The organism is Pseudomonas sp. efr-133-TYG-23, assembly GCF_030209215.1.
GTDB lineage: Bacteria > Pseudomonadota > Gammaproteobacteria > Pseudomonadales > Pseudomonadaceae > Aquipseudomonas > Aquipseudomonas rhodesiae.
Genome location: NZ_JARVSL010000008.1, coordinates 209,513 through 229,583, shown reverse-complemented (window position 1 = coordinate 229,583; position 20,071 = coordinate 209,513). Strand labels below are relative to the sequence as shown.

Genomic DNA, 20,071 nt, shown 5'->3' with positions numbered 1-20,071 from the left:
GATTATTTAGCTGATTTCCCCAGGGCCTTGGCCACCAGTTGTTCGTAGAGTTCGGCGTAGGGTTCGACCGCCTGGGTCCAGTTGAACGGCTGGGTCATGGCGCGGCAGCGCATGGCGTTGAGCAGGCCGGGGTAGGCGAACACATTGAAGGCGCGGGTGAGGGCGGCTTTGTAGCTGTCCACCGTGGATTCGTTGAACAGGAACCCAGTGACGCCGTCTTCGATGGTGTCCGCCAGCCCGCCGGTGTTGCGCGCCACTGGCAATGAGCCGAAGCGCTGCGCGTACATCTGGCTCAGGCCGCATGGCTCGTAACGCGATGGCATCAGCAGGAAATCGCTGCCGGCGAACATGCGCCGTGCGTCGGTTTCGTTAAAGCCGATGCGCACGCCGATCTGGCCGGGGAAACGCAGGGCCAGCTCGCGCATGGCCTGTTCTTCTTCCGGCTCGCCGCGCCCGATAATTGCGATCTGGCCACCGTTCTCGACGATAAAGCTGGCAACCGCTTCGGTAAGGTCCAGACCCTTCTGGTACACCAAGCGCGAGACCACGGCGAACAGCGGGCCGGTGGAGTCGTGCAGCCCGAACAGATTGCGCACATGGGCGGCGTTGATCGCTTTGCCTTCCCAGTCACCGATATTGAAGTTGTGGGTCAGGTGCGTGTCGGTGGACGTTTCCCAGCTCTCATCAATGCCGTTGGGAATGCCGCTGAGCAAGCCTTGCTGGGTCTTGGCGGCGAGGAAACCGTCGAGGCCGCAGCCGAATTCGGGGGTGGTGATTTCCTGAGCGTAAGTGGCACTCACCGTGGTGATGTGGCTGGAGTACGCCATGCCGGCCTTGAGGAACGACATCTTGCCGTAGAACTCCATGCCTTCCTGCTGCAGTGCGTGGGGCGGAATCCCCAGCTCCGGCGTGGAAGCCAGGCTGACCACGCCCTGGTAGGCCAGGTTATGAATGGTGAACAACGTCGGCGTGCGTGAACCACGCCAGTGCATGTACGCCGGGGCCAGGCCAGCGGGCCAGTCGTGGGCGTGCACCAGGTCCGGGCACCAGTGGATCTGCGCCAGGTTGGCGGCGATATCGGCGGCGGCCAGGCCCAGGCGGGCGAAACGGATATGGTTGTCCGGCCAGTCGCGACCGTTGTTGGCGCCGTAAGGCGTGCCCTCGCGCTCATAGAGCTCGGGGCAGATCAACACGTAGATGACCAGGCCATCCTTGAGGTCCATGCGCCCGATCTTGCACGGCGGCAGCGCGGCGTGGCCACCCAGTTCGCCGATGATATGGATCGGGTTATCGCTTTCCATCACCTGCGGGTAACCAGGGATCAACACGCGCACATCATGCAGATGCGCCATGGCGCGAGGCAGGGCGGCGGATACGTCGCCCAGGCCGCCGGTCTTCACCAGATCGGCGAATTCCGAGGTAACAAACAGTACTTTCTTTCGGTTGGGGTTGAAACTGGACACCGGCCGCACCGTGTTGAGGTCGACCAAAGAGGTCGACCCGCCAACTGGCTGACTAACACGCTCTCCCTGAATACTTACTGCGGCACTGATCATAGTTCTCTCCACGTGTTGGTCGGCTAATGGCCCGCTGCCATTAGCTCCGATGACCGCGTCCTGCGGCCAGGCGCACAAGCGCATGACAAATCTGGCAAGGCGTATGCCAGTTGCACGGTTAGCGTTAAAAAGTTGGATAGACGGCAACCGGCGTAAACCGCACTGGCGCGCCTTACCTAAACCTGACCAATGGCAGAGTTGGAAAGTTTAGATTTTTTTCGCGGGGTTTTTGTTTTGGAAGGGACCCATCGGTCATCAGTCTAGGACAGATCCCAGACAGCGTAGGGTTTCTACATGAATTTTGTAGGACAAAAAACTTGTAACCTTATGCGATGCGGGAAAACCGCTGGCGGGCGGGAGTGTGATGGCACTTTGCACCTATTTGCCCCAGGCAAGACCGCATTCATTCGGTGGTTGAGCAGGCTTGCCCTGCGCTGGGCGACATTGTCGCCCCAAGAAAGGACCTGCGACCTATCTGATGCACCCTGTGCACCATTGAGGAGCGCGGCGCTCGCCTGCCCGCTCCATGACGCAATCAACCCAGCAACCGAATCGGCGCGCCCCCCGCCCAGGCGATGATGTCTTCAATCATTTGCCCATAGAACTGCCGGTAATTCTGCTCGCTGACATAACCCACATGAGGCGTGGCCAGCACATTGGGCAGGTGCCGGAAAGGATGATCGAGGGGAAGTGGCTCTTGGCCATATACATCCAGTGCTGCGCCGGCTAAGCGGCCGGATTGCAATGCCTGGACCAGGGCCTGTTCATCGACGATCGGCCCGCGAGCGGTGTTAACGAGGCGCGCGCTCGGCTTCATCCAGGCCAAGGCTTGGGCATCCACCAGCCCCCGGCTACGTTCGCTGAGCACCAGATGGACGCTGAGGATATCGGCCTGCTCAAACAACTGCTGCTTGCTGACCCAGGTCACTCCCGCCGCAGCGGCGCGTTCCGGCGTGAGGTTCTGGCTCCAGGCGATCACGCGCATGCCAAACGCCTGGCCGAACCCGGCGACCTTCTGGCCGATGCTGCCCAGCCCGAGAATCCCCAGGGTTTTACCGTGCAGGTCGCCACCCAGACTCAACTGCCAACCACCGGCGCGTAGGGCATTGGCTTCGGCCAGCAGGTTGCGGGTGCAGGCCATGATCAGCGCCCAGGTCAGTTCCGGCGCGGCATGTTTATAGCTGTCGGTGCCGCACACCTGAATTCCCAGTGCCTGGGCGGCGCCGATATCAAGGGCGGCATTGCGCATGCCGCCGGTCACCAGCAGCTTGAGGCGCGGCAGGCCTTGCAGCAGGGCTTTGTCGAACACTGTGCGTTCGCGCATTACGCAAATCACTTCGAACCCTTGCAAGCGCTCGATCAGGGTCGTGGTATCCGCTGGGTAATCGTGGAGGAAATGCACCTGGCCCACGGTTGCCAGGGCCGACCAATCCACCACGTCAGCGGCGACTTGCTGCCAGTCATCAATCACAGCGATCTGTAGCGCCATTTACGCGTGCCTCCGAATGTTGGGTTAAAGGGCGTTCAAGCCCTGCAACAACGCTTGATGAAACCGCGCCGGTTCTTCCATTTGCGGCGCGTGCCCCAAGCCAGGGAATTCGACCAGAGTAGCGTGGGGAATCAGCTTGGCGACCTGCTTGCCCAGCACGGCGTAGTTGCCGAGTTTGGCCTTGACCTCGGGCGGCGCCATCGCCTTATTGATCGCGGTGTTATCGGCGGTGCCGATCAGTAGCAAGGTCGGCACCTGTACGTCTTTGAATTCGTAATACACCGGCTGGGAATAAATCATGTCGTAGATCAGCGCCGAGTTCCACGCGACCCGTTTATGCCCGGGGCCGTTGCTCAAGCCGGCGTACATATCGACCCAACGCTCGTATTCCGGCTTCCAGCGCCCGACGTAATAAGTGTTGAGCTGGTACTGGCGGATGCTTTCGGCGCTGACTTTCAGCTCACGTTGGTACCACTGATCAACACTCAGGTACGGCACGCCGAGGGCTTTCCAGTCTTCCAGGCCGATGGGGTTGACCAGCGCCAGTTGCTCGGTCTGCGCGGGGTACATTAGCGCATACCGGGTGGCGAGCATGCCGCCAGTGGAGTGGCCGAGCAGGGTGGCCTTGGGGATGCCGAGTTTTTCCAGCAGTTGATGGGTGTTGAGCGCCAACTGCTGGAAGCTGTACTGGTAATGCTCCGGCTTGCTGGAGGTACAAAAGCCGATCTGGTCCGGGGCGATCACGCGGTAACCCGCGTCGCTCAGGGCCTTGATCGAGCCCTCCCAAGTGGCCGCGCAGAAGTTCTTGCCGTGCATCAGCACGACGCTGCGCCCGTTGGGCTTGCCGCTGGCCGGCACGTCCATGTAGCCCATTTGCAGGGTTTTGCCTTGGGACTCAAAGCTGAAATGCGCAAGCGGATAGGGGTATTGAAAGCCCTGTAACTCGGGGCCGTAAGTCGCGGCGAGGGCGGGGACACTGCTGGCCATGAACAGGCCGGCGATATAAAGGACGCGGTTTGGCGGCATGGTGTCATCTCCTGAAACAGGTGTTGGGATGCTGTTGCGAGAGGATTAACGCGGGATTAACACCCACTGCAAGGTAATTACCGCCAGCACGCCATAGCGCAGACCTTTGGCCAACGTGACCACCACCAGAAAACGCCACAGTGGTTCGCGCATCACACCGGCCACCAGGGTCAGCGGGTCGCCGATGATCGGCACCCAACTGAGCAGCAGGGTCCAGTGCCCCCAGCGTGCGTAGTGGCGACGGGCCGTTTGCAGTTGCCGCTCGTTGACCGGAAACCAGCGCCGCTGTTTGAAATGCTCCACCCAGCGGCCCAGCCACCAATTGACCAGCGAGCCCAGCACATTGCCCAGGGTGGCGACCGCCAACAACCACCACACGTTGTAGTGGCCGCTGAGCAGCAGGCCCACCAGTACGGCTTCCGATTGCAGGGGCAGCAGCGTCGCCGCACCGAACGCGGCGACGAACAGCCCCAGGTAACCCATCAGCACCGATCAGTGTGCCGGGTAATCGGCCACCACCTCATCCGTGCCGTCACGGCGCAGTCCGATGACCTGGTAGGCATCGGCATGTCCGTCCATTTCCATGCCCGGCGAGCCCATGGGCATGCCCGGTGCGGCAACGCCCAGCAGGTCGTCGCGCTTGCGCAGCGCCAGCACCTGCTCGGCGGGCACATGGCCCTCAACGAACTTGCCGTCGATCACGGCGGTATGGCAGGAGTTCAGGCGCGGCGCCACGCCGAGGCGTTGTTTGACGGCGCTCATATCGGTTTCGACATGGTCATTGACTTTGAACCCATTGTTTTCCAGATGGCTGATCCACTTTTTGCAACAGCCGCAGTTGGCGTCACGGTGTACATCGATGGGGATCAGGTCGGCGGCTTGGGCCAGGGTAGTGGTGAAGAGGGCGGACAGCAGGGCCAATCGCAGTGGGGTTTTCATCGGAGTCTCATCCAATCGGGGCGATAAGCCCGGCATTCTCCGCGCTTTTACGGACGGGACGACAGTGTAATGTTTCTAAATTATACAAAGGGCGGATGTTCCAGGCGCTGCTTCAGACGGTCCAGGGCGATGGCCGACAGTTCGTGCATGCGCTCGTGCAAGGTCGCCAGTTGCAATTCGGTTTCGTAGGTCAGTACCCGTTTAAACAGCGTGCCGTCGCGAAACGGTTGCAGGAAGTAGTGGATCGAGCCGTCAACGGCCAGGGAGGTGAACACGCATTTGAATTCGTCGGGGCGCCGGGCGATCTGCACGCGGTAGCTCATGGGGACGCGTACGCCAAGCAGGTCGATCATCTCGGTAAAGCGTGAACCGGCACCCAAAGAGCCGCTGGTGCCGGTCTCTGCACCGAGGGAAGTGGGGTGCCATTCGTGCCAGCGGTCCGGTTGGGTTACGTAGTCATAGACAGTTTCAAGGGGGGCATTGATAAAGCGTTCCTGACTGATCCGCTCCAAGCGGACCGACTGCTCGACAGCGCGCATGACACACCTCCTGTGTGGCGGGAAGAAGTATCTCGAACTGTCAGAATAGTCTGACTCCCGTGCTTTGCACGGGAGTTCTCAAACGCTGCTCAACGGACTTTGAAGCGACTCATCAGGCTGATAACCCGGCCATTGGCTTCCAGCAGGCTCTGAGTATTGTTTTCGGTGGCGTGGCCGCTCTGCACCAGGTCTTCGACCATTTGTCGGATCTGCACCATGCTGCGGTTGATCTCCTCGGTCACCGCGCTTTGCTGTTCGGCGGCGGTGGCGATCTGAGTGCTGAGGCTGTGGATATGGCCGACGGAACCGGCCATTTCATCCAGGCCGGTGTTGACCCGCGCCGTGGCGTCCGCCGCCGATTGGCAACTGGACTGGGTATTTTCCATCGCGGTCACCGAGGAACTCACCCCCGTGGTCAATCGAGCGAGCATCTCGTTGATCTGGGAGGTGCTGGCCTGGGTGCGCGCGGCCAGGGCCCGCACTTCGTCGGCCACGACCGCAAAACCACGGCCTTGCTCGCCGGCCCGTGCTGCTTCGATGGCCGCGTTGAGCGCCAGCAGGTTGGTCTGGCCGGCAATCGCACCGATCACTTCAAGGGTTTCGGTGATGCGCGCGGCGTCCTGGCGCATGTTTTCCACCGTGTGGGTGGCGCTGGCGACCTCGCCGATCAACGCGCCGACGCTGCTGGACGCTTCTCCCACCACCACGCGCGAGCGGTCGGCGTGTTCGTTGGCGCGCTGGGTGAACGCGGCGGTTTCGGCGGCGTTCTGTGCCACGGTCTCGGCAGTGGAACTCATCTCAGTGATGGCCGTGACGGTCTGATCGGTTTCCGAGGCATGACGCACCAGGATCTGGTTGGTCTGTGCCGAAGTCTGCTGCAATTGCTCAAGCCCCGTGGACATGGCCGCGGTGGCTTGGGTCACTTCGCCGATCATGTTTTGCAGGTAGACGATAAAGCGGTTGACGGAATGGCCGATGGCGCCCAGTTCGTCTTCAGCGCGGATGGTGATGCGCCGCGTCAGGTCGGCATCGCCGGTGGACAGTGCGTCGATATTGGCTTTCAGCGTCTTCATGCGCTGCACCAGTTTGCGGATCGCATACGCGGCCAGCAGCACCAGCAGCAATACCATGGGGATTTGCAGCAGGGCCAAAGTGCCGAGTACGTCATCGCGCTGCGCGGTGATCAACGAGGTGGGCAGGGCGGTGGCGAGGAACCACGGCGTACCCTCGATCGGGCGCATATAGAAGGTGCTGGCCACGCCGCCGTTATCGAACTCGCTGCGCTGCAAGCCTTGGTCGCGATGGGCCAGGGCTTTGCTGACCTGGGTGGCGAAGGCTGAGGAAGCGGTCAGTTCGCTGATGTTTTTCAACACCACCGGGCTGTTCAGGCGCGTGCTGTTGCTGATGATCTTGCCGTCGCCTTCGACGATCAGCATCTGCCCGCCGATGTCTTTTTCCTTGCTGGCCACCAGTTCGTTGAAAAAACCGAGGGTGACGTCAATCGTGGCCACGCCATAGGCCGCGCCATCGCGCTGGATCGCCATGGCGCAGTTGGTGCGTGGCTCTTGGCTGGCGTCGTCCTTGTAGGCGGCGGCCCAGGCGCATTGGCCACGCGGCGAGGCCAGGCCGCCCTTGTACCAGCTCTGGTCGTAATAGTTGGGGGCCGGGTCGCTGTTCCAGAAGGTATTGACCATCAGCTTGCCCGAGGCATCACGGTGCCAGAACGTGCTGTGCTTGTTGCGCCCTGGGGTGCGCTGGTTTGGCAGTGGCCAGATACCGCCGCCGAACACCTTCAGCTCACCGTACTGGTCGACCAGGCCAGGCAAGACCTTGTCGATGGCATCGCTGTCCAGCAGCGGGATGGTCTGGGTGATGCTGCGTTGCTGGGCCTGAACCTTGTTCAGCTCGCCCTGGATGGTTTTCGCCACCTCGTCGATGCGGTTGAGCACCACCTGCTCTTCGGTGTGGCGCAATGTCGGCGCGACCAACTGGCCGATGCCGACGATGGTCAACACGAATAACACCAGGACGAACAACACCAGAAACAGGGTATAGCGGGCTTGGATGGAGCGCAGTGGGGGCATGGGATCGTCCTTACGAAGCGTTTATTGTCGACGCGGCTTTGTTGGAGCTTCGTAGGGGTATCGGCTTGAGTACGATTAGCTTTAGGTACCATGGTGCCAATATCTGAGTACTGCAGCAGCGATGCGCTCTGCGCGCATCGCTGCTTTTAGGGTCTTCAGGATTGCCAGCAAGCAGGCAGGGCTACTGGCCGTCTCCTTGTGGGCTGGCCGGCCAATCATATTTGCGCCGCAACGGTTTACCCATTTCCGCATTCAATGCATTTTCAGTAAACGGTGCAGGATTGACTGTGTTCGGTGGGGTCGACGGATCGTTATCGAAGTCAAACGGGTTGCCGTCGTTTGGCAAACCAATGGCCTGAAGTTCAATATTCTCGACCAACCCATTTTCCCCCGGCGACTCCTGGGTATGCCCTCGTAGACGAGTGCCGGTTGCGCCATTGTAGGCATGTACCATCTCATGGAAGAGTGCGGTTACAGGCACAACGGTGTTGTTGCGCTCGATGTTTTCGAGGATAGAGACCGGACCGTAATCAATCGTGGCCCGGTCGGCGTGGGCACCGGGCGTACCTTCTTTCGTTATGAAGCCTGCGATAGACTCGTCGCTGTTTTGGCGTTGTTCATCGGTCAATTCGTTCAGCTCAGTGCTGCCGAAGGCATAAAGGTTCTCTGCGAGGACAGCGGGAGTGATCGTGACGGGCCCGCGATTGACCACGGCCAGTTCGTCCATTTTTTTGAGCAAAGACTGGCCCGCTGGTGAACTGCGCAGGAACTCGAAGTCGTCGGCGAGCCCTTGTTCTAACTGCTGTATATGCTCATCCGTGGAGGTATTCTCCGGAACGCTGAGCGTGAATCCCTGGCTGCCGGCATTGCTGGGCTTGACCTCGGTGAAAGCTGAACCTCTGTCACGCGCGAAATGGTCGGTGGCTTTTGCGTAGATACGGTCATCGCGCTGGTTAAGCCAAAGGTGATCGTGGCCTTTACCCGTGTAAAAGGTAGTGCTGTCATAGCCCGTCAAATGATCGTCACCGTTACCGCCGTGCAGCACACTGTGGCCGCTGCCGGCGAGGAGTTCGTCGTTTCCGTTGCCACCGTCCAAGTAATTTTGCTTGGTCGAGGGGCCGAACCCGGCATAGAGGCGGTCATTGCCATTGTTGCCATAGATGACGTTATTTCCAGTGCCACCGATTATTGTGTCGTCGCCGTCGCCGCCAGCGGCGTACCCAAGGCCGCTGCCCAGGCGTATGAAATCGTCGCCTTTGCCACCAAACAACCGGGTTCGTCCGGCACCGGCTTGGATGTAGTCGTCGCCGTCACCTGAATCAATGCTCACACCAATCCCGAGGTCATCGTCGATGATGATGGTGTCGTCGCCGCCATTGGCGGTAATCCAAAGCTCTTGCCTCGGGTCTCGATTCTCTTTCATGTCGATTAAAAACGGCTTGCCGTTGATCAGGAATTGCAGCGTGTCGTGTGACCAGCGGCGCACATGGATGTGGTCGGGGTGACCTCCAGTTTCAACATCCAGCATATTAGTGAGCATCAACGGTTTTCCCTCGCTGTCCATAAACCAGTCAATGATCCTATTGATCTTAATGTCGCCGTCGCTGTGCAACGGGTAGGTTTTGCGGTTGACGATACCAAGCGTCAAATCGACCGGAGGTGCATAAGGATCGTTGTTTTCGGGCGAGCGAAGTGGGGTGGGGGGTGTTGTTACACAAGTTGGCTGTGCGTTAGCAGCAACTTTCATGGCATGTCCGTCCTTTAAGCACGAATTGGCGAACCTGATGGGATACCAGGTTTGCCGATACGTGGACGTTGCCTCGCAAACGTTCCGGCTGATAGGCCACGTACTCGCCGCAAGATGTTGCTTGCTCTGTGTCAGATCTCCAACATCGCCATCACCGCCTCGGGGTAGCGCAGACCGGCAGTGGCGTCGGCGGGGAAAATCCCATCCAGGGCCGACAGCTCGGATGGGCTGAGCGCGATGGACACCGCCGCCGCGTTTTCTTCCAGGTATTTGCGCTGTTTGGTGCCTGGGATCGGGATGATGTAGTCCCCTTGGGCCAATACCCAGGCCAAGGCCAGTTGCCCGGCGCTTACGCCCTTATCGGCGGCCAGGCTGCGCACGTGCTCGACCAATTGCAGATTCTTCGCGAAGTTATCCCCTTGGAAACGCGGGTTGGAGCGGCGGTAGTCATCGGCGCTGAAGTCATCCGGGCTTTGCAGCGTGCCGGTGAGAAAGCCGCGGCCCAGCGGGCTATAAGGCACGAAGGCAACCCCCAGGCGCTGGCAGGCGGCGAGACAGCCGTTGCTTTCCTGGTCGCGGCTCCACAGCGAGTACTCGCTTTGCAGGGCGCTGATCGGGTGGACCTTATGCGCACGCTCCAGAGTGGTGGCCGACGCTTCGCTCAGGCCCAGGTAACGCACCTTGCCCTGTTTGACCAGCTCGGCCATGGCGCCGACGCTTTCCTCGATGCTCACCTGCGGGTCGATGCGGTGCTGGTAGTAGAGGTCCAGGGTGTCGACGCCCAGGCGTTGCAAAGTGCCGTCGATGGACGCGCGGATGTACTCGGGGCTGCCGTCCACACCGCGCGAAGCGGGGGTGGCCGGGTCGCGGATAATGCCGAATTTGCTGGCCAGGAACACCTGGTCGCGCTTACCGGCGAATGCCTTGCCCAGTAATTGCTCGTTGGTGTGCGGGCCGTACATATCGGCGGTATCGAAGAAGTTGATCCCCAGCTCCAAGGCGCGGTGCAGGGTGGCGACGGCTTCGCGGGTGTCGCTGCCGGGGCTGTAGAAATCGCTCATGCCCATGCAGCCAAGGCCGATGGCAGAGACGAGGGGACCGTGTGTGCCAAGTTGACGAGTTTGCATCTGTGGGACTCCTGAGTTGGGAAGGACTTCATTGTTATCCTCGACAAAACCGAGATAAAGCGGCTAAAAGCACTATCACTGTTTGTATTTTCTAAATAATCCACACGGAGCCAGCCCTTGGATCGTTTCAACGCTATGCGTGTGTTCACCCGTATCGTCGAACTGGGCGGCTTCGCCAAAGCCGCCGACAGCCTGCAACTGCCCCGCGCCTCGGTGACCATCCTGATCAAACAACTGGAAGCGCACCTGGGGGTGCAACTGTTGCAGCGCACCACGCGGCAGGTCAGTCCCACCCCGGACGGCACCGCGTACTACCAGCGCTGTGTGCAGTTGCTGTCAGACCTGGAAGAAACCGAAGCGGTGTTTTCCACGCGCCGTCAGAACCCGCGCGGCACCTTGAGCGTGGACATGCCCTCGGGCATCGGCCGCTTGATCGTGATCCCCGCACTACCGGCCTTTACCGCGCGTTACCCGCAGATCGAACTGGACATCGGCTTGAACGACCGCCCGGTAGACTTGATCCGCGAAGGCGTGGACTGCGTGCTGCGCGGTGGCCTGGCCCTGGACGAATCCCTGGTGGCACGGCCCCTGGCGCTGATGGATCAGTTGACTCTGGCAAGCCCTGCCTACCTTGAACGCATGGGCATGCCCGCTGATCTGGACGACCTGGCGCGCCATCACATGGTCGAGTACGTCTCCAGCGCCAGCGGCAAGCGCTTCGGTCTGGAATTTCTGATTGACGGCCAAGTGCGCCCGTTCGACCTGCCCAAGCGCGTCGCGGTCAACAGTTCCGACGGCTACTTCGCCGCGTGCGAGGCCGGTTACGGCTTGATTCAGGCGCCCCATTACCACGCGATGCGACAACTGGCCGAGGGATGCCTGGTAGAAGTGCTGCCCCATTGGCCAGTGCCGAAAATGGCCCTGACCGCGCTGTACCCGCCCCATCGCCAGTTGTCGTTGCGGGTACGGGTCTTTGTGGATTGGCTGGTGGAACTGTGCGCTGCGCCTGGCACCGGTTTGCAGCGTCAGCCTCTGGGGCTGGGGTGATCGATGGGCCCCCAGCCTGACTGTTCGGCAGGCTGGGGCGTATGCGTTTCTACGGGTTGACGAAAATCTGCAAGTCGCCGGGCGCATCCTCGGGGCGCAAGGGAAGGGCGGGGTCGGGGGTATGGCCTTTGACCTTCAAGCCGATCTGTGACTTCACGTGGGAGTTGTTAGAAACACCAACGCCGATGCTGCCCGTTAACTCCGCGAGACCCGGGATGCCTTCGCTGGTGTTCATGTGCGCATTGCCGACCAGCGCCACCCACTTTTCCGTCCCGGAGTTGGCCTGGATGGTTTCTGCGGCGTAATAGTTGAACTCACGTAGCCGGGTTGTTGAGCCGTTGCCCGCCGTGGTGGGCAGGTTAACGCCGCGTAGATCCTTGTGGCGCGTCAGGTAGTAGTGATCAAGGGGCAAGACTTCGATGCCGTGGGCCTTCAGTTTTTTGCACAGTTGCTCGAAGGTCGGGTGGGTACGCGGTTGCCGGGATCGACCGAGGAGACCGATGCCGTCGTCCATCAACCCTTGGGGCATATCGATCAATCCTTCGAAATAAACCTTCGTGACACCGGCGCTCTTGAGGGTAGTGACGTTGTCGTAAAGCACCCTGAAACTTGCCATCTGACTGTGGGACTCACCTAATACCACGCCGGGCGAGACCTTGAGGGTTTCCGTCAGCAGCTCGGATGCGGGGACCTGCTTGGGCACCTGTGGAATGGCAGGGCGGGGTGGTAGGCCATTTTGGTCGATGGCCTCGTAATACTCCGACATCTGCTGGTTGAACCGTCGCACGGTCTCTGCCTTGGTGTCCGGCTTGAAATGGTCGGCTTCCAGCCTGCCCCGCATGCTTTCCACATAGTCACCCGAAGGCAAAGGTTTTCGCGGCCGCACAGGGCGCCCATCGGTGCCCACCAGGTTATTCCGATGGCCTTGGAAATGTTTGGGCGGGTGCACGGGGGCCAGGGTGTCCAGGGGGTTGAAGCCTTCCAGGGGAGGGCCGTAAGGCATGGCTTTGGCCGGGTCGTACGCGTAGCGCTGACCGTTGGACACAATGGTATCGGCTTCATAGGCTTGGTCGTCGATTTTGAAAGTGCCATACGTGACCGGCCCGTGTTCGGCGCTGACCCGCTTGGTCAAGTCGTACCCGCCGCTTGCGCCCCTGACGCGTTTGACCCCATCGCCGATCAGCCGCGAGCCTTCCTCAACCAGGCTGCCCAGCCCGCTCAATGGGTTCAATTCACTGACGACGGTGGTTCCGAGAATCTTTGCCACCTTCGCAGCTTTACGGGTCGTGTTCACCGCGCTGGCCGCGACCTTGGTGACCCTGGCGGCGGCCCCGGCAGCGCCGGTGACGAAACCGAATATATCCATGCCCAGATCGAACGTCCCTTCCAGGTAATTGCCGTCACGAAAGTTCACGATGGCCGAGCGCAGCGGCACCAGGTCGAGAAAAAAATCGGCCAGCTTCCACTCGTTTTCCACGTGCTGATCGTGGCGGGTGGTGCCTTTGGCGCGCTTGACCGCATCCTCGCCATCGATGTCCAGATGCTCGACGAATACATCCGCAATGGCCTGGGTTCGCGCGCTTGAAAAGCTGGCGGGGATGGGCAGAGGAATGCTCACGCCCTTGTTCAAGTCCAGAGCCGATTGGCTGACGTGGGCGGGGGTGAAACGCTCTATCGGATACACCAGGCTGCCGTTACGCGGCCTTGGTTGGGTCAACACCGTGTCGCGGACCCGGCTGATGGCGCCCTGTTTCAAGTCAATTTCGTAGACCTTTTCTCCATCAGCGCCTGTGGCTTTCATCAGCAGCTTGGGGTTTTTGCGCTCAAGGGTTCGGGCGGTAAAACCGGTACTCAGCCTATAGGTCGGGTTCTGGTAGAACTCCAGTTTTGCGTATTCCAGAGTTTGCCTGTCTTCTAAAGGCAGCCGAGCGATCAGCTGCTTGACCGTTGTGGCAATGCCCTTTTTGCGCAGATCGACGGCGTGGGCGAACTGCTCGTTGAACACACTGTTGACGTCAAACGCCATGGATTTGCCCCGTGTGGCCTCGATCACACGCGGGTCTTGGCTTTCCCACTGGTAGGCGTGCAGCCCGCTCATGGCGATATCCAGCAGCGAATGGCGGCCGGCCGGGGCGCGATTGGGGTTATACAGCGGCTCGTCATGGGGCTGGGTAGTGGCTTTGACCGTCAGCAGTTTTTCTTCAAATGGCACGTCTTCACCAAACCGCTCCTTGAGCTTGGCCAGGGCAATCGCGCGACGGCTTGGGATTTCGGTGTCGATTTGCACCGAGGCTTCTAGGCGTTCGTTGGCCTGGGCATTGAACGCACTGCGGACCTTCTGCTTATCCGCGGGGCCGTAACGGTCAGCTTCTTGCGCCGACAGTGTGCCGCTGACCAGACCCCAGACCCGCAAGGCATCGGATTGGGCCTGTTGGGTGACGGTCAGGTCCTGCAGACCGGCGCTTTCGGCCTCCATCATGACTTGGGCAAAGGTCATGTTGGGCACCTTGCCCGGTGTCTGCGCTTCAATCGTGGCCGCCGCGACCGACAGGCTGACCCAGGCCGGGCTGCCGTAGGTGACGCTGTCGGGGAGGTCTTTGATCAACAACTCGGGGGCCTTCCTGGCCAGTAACAGGTGAGCGGCAACTGTTGCCATGGCAGGTGTGGCATCGCCTTGCTCGACCAGATGGGCGCTCAACCCATCGCGTATCGCCGACGCCGGTTTGCCCCAATGCTCGGTTTGCGTCAGGTCGAAATCGGCCACTTTGTTCCACGCGGGTGCGTCGAGGGATTGCGGGTCCAGTACCAGATTTATGGCTGCCAACACATAGTCGCTTGCGCTGGTGGCGGTGGCGATGCCGTTGAGCTGGGTCTGCAGCGCTTGCCCCATGGCTTGAGCGCGTGGCGTGCTCAGCAGGGTTTCCAGCGCAGTGGCCGGATCATCCATGGCCTGGGCGCTGAGCGGCTGGTTGCTGTTCAGGTATTCCAGAATTCCCAGACTCGGCCCCATGCGCGGCGGGTTTGGGTGGCGCATGGCGTAGTCCCTGGCGCTCGCCAGCACGGTGCGCTGCGCCTGTACGCTGAGTTCAAGCGGCCACGACAAACCGCCGCCGAAGTTGCCCAAGGGATGCTCCCGAGCCCGGTCGAGCACCGCATCGGCTAGGGCGACGAGGCTGAAGTGGTCAGTGGGTAGGCTCAAGCCATATGCGGTGATGAAGGCTTCAAGGGTGAGAGGGGAGTCTCCCGGTGGGGGAAAGGCGGATGCAGGATGTGCTTGCATCGTGCTGGTTTTCAGCGCCGTGCGCACGGCCTGGGGCGTCGCCTGCGGCCCAAGGCCCTTCGCGGTTTCGTTGAGCTGTTGGCCCAGCGTCCTGAGGTTGTGCCGGTCTGCCAACGCGTTCGCCAGGGCACCTCCGGCAGGCGCGGCGCTCGCTGGGGCCTGGTGTGCGATGGCTGCGGATTGAACCCTGGCCAGCGGCTGCAATGGAGTTGTCTGAGGATAGAGGGGCGGTGAAATACCCTGAGGGTTGAGGTGCAGTGCAGGAGCGGATGCAAGACTGTTCATATGCGGGTACCTTTTCCAGACATATCAAGAAAAAGCGCCTGTCTTTGGGAGGTTCCCTGTTCCCCAGGCACCCCCGTTGGTTGCGGAAAACGCCCGCGCAAGTTCCGGCTGTGCTGCTTGCACTGTGTATGCCTTCGTGTCCGTAGCGCATGGAAAAGTTACCCGGCCCCACGTAATGCCAGAGGTCACCGCCTCGAACAAGCCAAAGCCTCTCATCGTCTGTAACATAGACGCCCACCGCGCCCTGTTCGGCGCAAGGCCGTAAATACAATCTTCAGATTCAGGAAGTCGTGATGACGCGAAAGCAACGTTTGAAATATTCGATACTGATTGTCTTGGTGGTGCTGGCGACGATGTTTGGCCTGTCTTACCTGCAGAGCATCGGGTCTATCAGTGAAAAAACGTTCCAGACCATCGCCATTGCCGTCGCGGTGGTCGTGGTGGTGCTCAACGGCATCATGCGGCGCAAGGTCAAGCCGTAAGTCAGGCGCTGTTGTCGAGCACCTTGGCAGCCTCTTCGTGGAGGCTGTAGCTTTTGTCCGCATTGAGGGTGATCACGCCCTCGCTGCACAGCCGTTTGAGTACTTCGCGCACGCTGAGAAACGACAATGGAATGCCCAGCGCCAGCAGGTGGCTGTGCACGCCGCGTACCCCGAGGGTGCGCTGGTTGTCGGCGGCGGTGAGCAGGGCGTCGATGACCTTCAGCCGGATCAGGCTGGTGCGCAGACCGAAACATTTGAGCAAATGACGAATACGCTGGTTGCCTTGCTCCGGCGTCTTGCCGAAGGCGGTTGTGCCGCTGCCGAAGTTGGCATCGGCGGCCGAGAGATGTCCTTCCGTGGGCACTTGCGGGTTGTACATGCAGAAAACTCCTTATCAGAGCCTGATCAGGAAAATGATGGCGCTCTTATTCAATAAGACGAACGAGCGAGCGAAATCATGAAGCGCCGAATGTAGAAATTTCGTCGGTATCGGTTTTGTCACAACCTGCGCGCTAAATTCCGCGGGCCGATGTGCGTTCTTACGGTGGGGTGGTCGCCCCGCGTAAAGACGTTCCATTTGACGGCGGAGTCGGTGTGATTATTAACAACAGGTTGTCCAGGGTATGTGCGCTCGGAGTATTGCTGGGCGTCAGCCTGGCCGCATCGGCGCGCGAGCAGGCCACGCAAGCCTCTGCCGAGATCCGGCGCACCGGTTTCGGCGTGCCGCATATCCGGGCCAGTGACGAGCGCGGTCTGGGCTATGGCATTGGATACGCCTATGCCCAGGACAATATGTGCCTGCTGGCTAACGAAGTGGTGACCGTCAACGGCGAGCGCGCGCGTTACTTCGGGCCCGAGCAGGCCACGCTGGAGGAGCGCAACAACCTGGCCAGCGATGTGTTCTTTCATTGGCTGAACACGCCTCAGGCGGTTGCTGCGTTCTGGAAGGCGCAGAGCCCGCAGATCCAGCAACGCATCGAAGGCTACGTGGCCGGCTATAACCGTTATCTGCAAGAGCGGGGCGCGCCGGCCCAGTGCCAAGGTGCGTGGGTCCGGCCGCTGGTGGCCGAGGACCTGGTCAAACTGACCCGCAGGCTGCTGGTGGAAGGCGGTGTCGGCCAATTCGCCGAAGCCTTGGTGGGCGCAACACCGCCCCAGGCGAGCGCCAGTGTGCAGCCCGACGTCAAGGCTTTCGCACTGGCCGCCGCGCAGCAGCAACGCTTCAGCCTGGATCGCGGCAGCAACGCCGTGGCGGTGGGGCAGGAGCGCTCGTTCAACGGGCGCGGCATGTTGTTGGCCAACCCGCATTTTCCGTGGGTGGGCGGTATGCGTTTTTACGAGATGCACCTGACCATTCCCGGCCAGTTGGATGTCATGGGCGCTGCGTTGCCAGGGTTGCCGGTGATCAATATCGGTTTCAACCGGCGTGTGGCGTGGACCCACACGGTCGATACGTCCAAGCACTTTACCTTGTACCGCCTGACCCTGGACCCGAACGATGCCACGCGCTACCTGCTCGACGGCAAATCCATCGCGCTGGATAAAACCTCGGTGGCGGTCCAGGTCAAGCAAGCCGATGGCAGCCTCAAAGAAGTGAACCACACGCTGTACAGCTCCCAGTTCGGCCCTGTGGTGCAATGGCCCGGCAAGCTCGATTGGGACCGGCACTATGCGTTCAGCCTGCGCGACGCCAACTTGGGCAACGACCGCGTGCTGCAACAGTGGTACGCCATGAACCAGGCCGGTAGCGTCAAGGCGCTGCAAACCTCGGTGCAGAGCTTGCAAGGCATCCCGTGGGTCAACACCCTGGCCGCCGATGACCAGGGCCAGAGCCTATACATGAATCTGTCGGTGGTGCCCAACGTCAGCGCGGCCAAATTGGCCCAGTGCAGCGACCCGCGCGCCGGTTTGCAGATGATTGTGCTGGACGGCGCCCATAGCGCCTGCGCCTGGGATATCGATCCGAAGGCCGCTCAGCCGGGTATATTTGCGGCCGATCAACTGCCGCAGTTGCTACGCAGCGACTACGTGCAGCATTCCAACGACTCGGCCTGGCTGGCCAATCCGCAAGCGCCGTTAAGCGGCTTCTCGCCGGTGATCAGCCAGGACCGCATCGGCCTCGGTCCGCGCGCGCGCTTCGCCTTGCAGCGCTTGCACAGCCTCGGCAGCCGGCCGATCAACGCCGCTGACTTACGCAATATGGTGATGGATAACGAGGTGTACCTGGCCGGGCAGGTCATGCCGGACCTGCTGGAATTCTGCGCCAACCACCTCGCGACTGACGCGCAGACCCTGCAACCGCTGTGCGACAGCCTTAAAACCTGGGACCGCCACGCCAACCTCGACAGCGGCGTGGGCCTGGTGCACTTCATCAATCTGATGGAGCACCTGCAACAAATCCCCGATGCCTGGCGCGTCGCCTTCGATCCGAGCCAACCCCTGACCACCCCACGGGGCGTGGCTATCGAGCGTCCAGCGGTAGCTAAGGCTGTGCGCGAAGCGATGCTGGCCTCCGCCGCCGACGTTGCCAAGCGCGGGCTGACGTCCACAAGTACTTGGGGGGATGTTCAAGTATCCGGCCAAACCCCGATCCACGGCGGCCCTCAAGAACTGGGCATCTACAACGCCATGCAAAGCGTGCCCCGCAGCGATGCTAAACGCGAAGTGATCAGCGGCAGCAGTTACCTGCAGATCGTCACCTTCGACGACCACGGCCCCCATGCTGAAGGTGTGTTGGCATTCTCCCAATCCAGCAACCCTGCCTCCCCCTATTCCAAGGACCAAACCCAAGCGTTTTCCAAGAAAACACTCAGCCCGCTCCCGTTCACAGACGACCAAATCCAGGCCGACCCACACTACCGCCAGCAAGTCATCAAGGAGTGAACCCAACCTGCAAGCCCTTGATGCCAATGCGAAATATTTTTGAAATCAAGGGGTTGCAGGCCCCGGCAAATGAGTACATAATGGCGCCCATCGAACGCATCGAAGCTTTAAAAACTTCAATGTATTCAATGAGTTAGAGTAGAGGCAGGCTTTACACAGCCCACTCAAGTTATCATACGGTGAGTGCCAGCAATCAGGGCATTGATCGTCTGAGGCCGAGTAGCAAAATGGTTATGCAGCGGATTGCAAATCCGCCTACGCCGGTTCGATTCCGACCTCGGCCTCCACTCTTAAAAACCCCGTAGATTAACGTCTACGGGGTTTTTTATTGCCTGCGATTTGGGATCGTTTCCGCAACTCTACCTTTTTCGGGAAGCTTAAGAGGCCGTTATCGGTACGGCTCTCCTTGATGGAACGTGGGATTGTGCTCGAGACTAAGGGGTCTAAATGTCCACTAACGGCCAGAAGCGGTCATTCCCAAGGTGACTACGAATCTAGTGTCGATTCAGATCCGCCCAAAGAGTATCTCTCTTCACATTTCATCGTGCGTGTCTGTGCGTTCGCGTTCGTTGATCTTCCGAATAAGGAAAGCTTATACGCCATGATGGTAAATCATTAGATCTAATCAGCAGAGCGGGTTAAAACTCCATTCATTGATCACCTTCACGGAGATAGCTACGTTGAAATCTAAACTGAAATTGCTCGTCCACACCCTTAATATCCTTAGCTTGGCATCGGATAGCTACACCATGAGAAACCTTCAGTATTAGTCGCCATGGAGGACAGCATGTCGTTTGTTGCTCCGTTCCTTGACCCCCAAATAGCTGAGATTGCACCAGGTTTCCGAGCGCTGAGTATCAGCGTGAAAGCTTCGCTGATTGAGCACCCTCAGGTTTCTACAGACGCTCTTAAAAAGGCTTGCGATTCATTAGGCGCTGAAACTCCGGCTTGGGCTCAGAGCCACTTGGCTGCGTGGGCCAATACGTTCAGGCTATTCGGCGCTAAACCACAGCGCACCCCTTGCTCAGCCGAAGCGTTGCGTAAGCGGGTGTTACGAGATGGGAGTCTTCCCAATATCGATCCCATTGTCGACTTGTACAACGCAATTAGCATCAAGTACGCCATACCGGTTGGCGGAGAAAATTTTGACGCTTACATAGGTGTGCCACGCTTGACCATCGCTGATGGCACTGAACTGTTCGACACCACTAAAGATGGCGATGCAGCTAATGAGTCCCCAGAAAAAGGAGAAGTCATTTGGCGAGATGAACAAGGTGTGACCTGCCGGCGATGGAACTGGCGCCAGGGCACCCGAACGCGTCTGTACTCAAACGCAAAGCGGATGTGGTTCATTCTGGAGAGTCTTCCAGAAATGCCCATGGATGCCTTAAGGGCTGCTGGGGATGAGCTGAGTAGAGGACTTCAGCAGATGATGCCAGATGCAAAAATTGAATCTCAACTGATTGAGCTTTACTGAACTGAGTGAATCGCCACTAGTTTCCTCGACTCATTCAAAATCGGTTTCTGGCCGAAAGCTGCTGCTCATAATTGGCGGCTTTCGGCCATAATTTTTCTGATGCTTAGCTT

General features: G+C 60.0%; 15 protein-coding genes and 1 tRNA gene. 5 read left to right on the top strand and 11 right to left on the bottom strand.

The window, feature by feature from the left end; translation table 11 throughout:
* Positions 1–2 precede the first annotated feature (2 nt).
* The 9 genes from glgA to QRN41_RS05310 form a co-directional block, all read right to left on the bottom strand.
* Positions 3–1,556, bottom strand: a complete 1,554-nt coding sequence (glgA, locus tag QRN41_RS05350; protein WP_080758739.1) for a glycogen synthase GlgA — start codon at positions 1,554–1,556, stop codon at positions 3–5.
* A 535-nt stretch (positions 1,557–2,091) separates the two neighbouring features.
* Complete coding sequence (locus QRN41_RS05345) at positions 2,092–3,045, bottom strand: D-2-hydroxyacid dehydrogenase family protein (protein WP_285421274.1); 954 nt, start codon at positions 3,043–3,045, stop codon at positions 2,092–2,094.
* A gap of 24 nt (positions 3,046–3,069) precedes the next feature.
* A complete protein-coding gene (locus QRN41_RS05340) occupies positions 3,070–4,071 on the bottom strand; it encodes an alpha/beta fold hydrolase (protein WP_167417068.1) in 1,002 nt (333 codons plus the stop codon).
* A 45-nt stretch (positions 4,072–4,116) separates the two neighbouring features.
* Positions 4,117–4,560 (bottom strand): YqaA family protein, encoded by a 444-nt coding sequence (locus tag QRN41_RS05335; protein WP_285421273.1) that lies wholly within the window; start codon positions 4,558–4,560, stop codon positions 4,117–4,119.
* A 3-nt stretch (positions 4,561–4,563) separates the two neighbouring features.
* Positions 4,564–5,010 carry a DUF411 domain-containing protein gene (locus QRN41_RS05330; protein WP_034138247.1) on the bottom strand — a complete coding sequence of 149 codons (447 nt, stop codon included), beginning with the start codon at positions 5,008–5,010 and terminating at the stop codon, positions 4,564–4,566.
* An 80-nt stretch (positions 5,011–5,090) separates the two neighbouring features.
* Positions 5,091–5,549, bottom strand: a complete 459-nt coding sequence (locus QRN41_RS05325; protein WP_040268434.1) for an SRPBCC family protein — start codon at positions 5,547–5,549, stop codon at positions 5,091–5,093.
* 89 nt (positions 5,550–5,638) lie between these two features.
* Positions 5,639–7,633 (bottom strand): methyl-accepting chemotaxis protein, encoded by a 1,995-nt coding sequence (locus QRN41_RS05320; RefSeq protein ID WP_167417069.1) that lies wholly within the window; start codon positions 7,631–7,633, stop codon positions 5,639–5,641.
* 181 nt (positions 7,634–7,814) lie between these two features.
* Positions 7,815–9,380, bottom strand: a complete 1,566-nt coding sequence (locus QRN41_RS05315; protein WP_285421272.1) for a M91 family zinc metallopeptidase — start codon at positions 9,378–9,380, stop codon at positions 7,815–7,817.
* A 131-nt stretch (positions 9,381–9,511) separates the two neighbouring features.
* Positions 9,512–10,507 carry an aldo/keto reductase gene (locus tag QRN41_RS05310; protein WP_285421271.1) on the bottom strand — a complete coding sequence of 332 codons (996 nt, stop codon included), beginning with the start codon at positions 10,505–10,507 and terminating at the stop codon, positions 9,512–9,514.
* A 117-nt stretch (positions 10,508–10,624) separates the two neighbouring features.
* Between QRN41_RS05310 and QRN41_RS05305 the strand changes: the two genes are divergently transcribed.
* Positions 10,625–11,554: a LysR family transcriptional regulator gene (locus QRN41_RS05305; protein WP_285421270.1), complete on the top strand. Its 930-nt coding sequence runs from the start codon at positions 10,625–10,627 to the stop codon at positions 11,552–11,554.
* Positions 11,555–11,603: 49 nt separating this feature from the next.
* Here the strand turns inward: QRN41_RS05305 and QRN41_RS05300 are convergent, their stop codons facing one another.
* On the bottom strand, positions 11,604–15,119 hold the full coding sequence (locus tag QRN41_RS05300; RefSeq protein ID WP_285421269.1) for a membrane-targeted effector domain-containing toxin: 3,516 nt from the start codon (positions 15,117–15,119) through the stop codon (positions 11,604–11,606).
* Between the two features lie 293 nt (positions 15,120–15,412).
* Here QRN41_RS05300 and QRN41_RS05295 point away from each other — a divergent pair, with 293 nt between their 5' ends.
* Positions 15,413–15,601: a hypothetical protein gene (locus QRN41_RS05295; RefSeq protein WP_285421268.1), complete on the top strand. Its 189-nt coding sequence runs from the start codon at positions 15,413–15,415 to the stop codon at positions 15,599–15,601.
* 1 nt (position 15,602) lies between these two features.
* Here QRN41_RS05295 and QRN41_RS05290 read toward each other — a convergent pair whose 3' ends face one another.
* Positions 15,603–15,980 carry a hypothetical protein gene (locus QRN41_RS05290; RefSeq protein ID WP_034138242.1) on the bottom strand — a complete coding sequence of 126 codons (378 nt, stop codon included), beginning with the start codon at positions 15,978–15,980 and terminating at the stop codon, positions 15,603–15,605.
* 215 nt (positions 15,981–16,195) lie between these two features.
* Between QRN41_RS05290 and pvdQ the strand changes: the two genes are divergently transcribed.
* From pvdQ to QRN41_RS05275, 3 genes are all read left to right on the top strand, one after another.
* Positions 16,196–18,484, top strand: coding sequence for a bifunctional acylase PvdQ (gene pvdQ, locus QRN41_RS05285; RefSeq protein ID WP_285421267.1), 2,289 nt, complete (start codon positions 16,196–16,198; stop codon positions 18,482–18,484).
* A gap of 213 nt (positions 18,485–18,697) precedes the next feature.
* A tRNA-Cys gene (locus QRN41_RS05280) sits at positions 18,698–18,771 on the top strand.
* Positions 18,772–19,271: 500 nt separating this feature from the next.
* Complete coding sequence (locus QRN41_RS05275; protein ID WP_285421266.1) at positions 19,272–19,961, top strand: B3/B4 domain-containing protein; 690 nt, start codon at positions 19,272–19,274, stop codon at positions 19,959–19,961.
* The last annotated feature ends 110 nt before the right edge of the window (positions 19,962–20,071 follow it).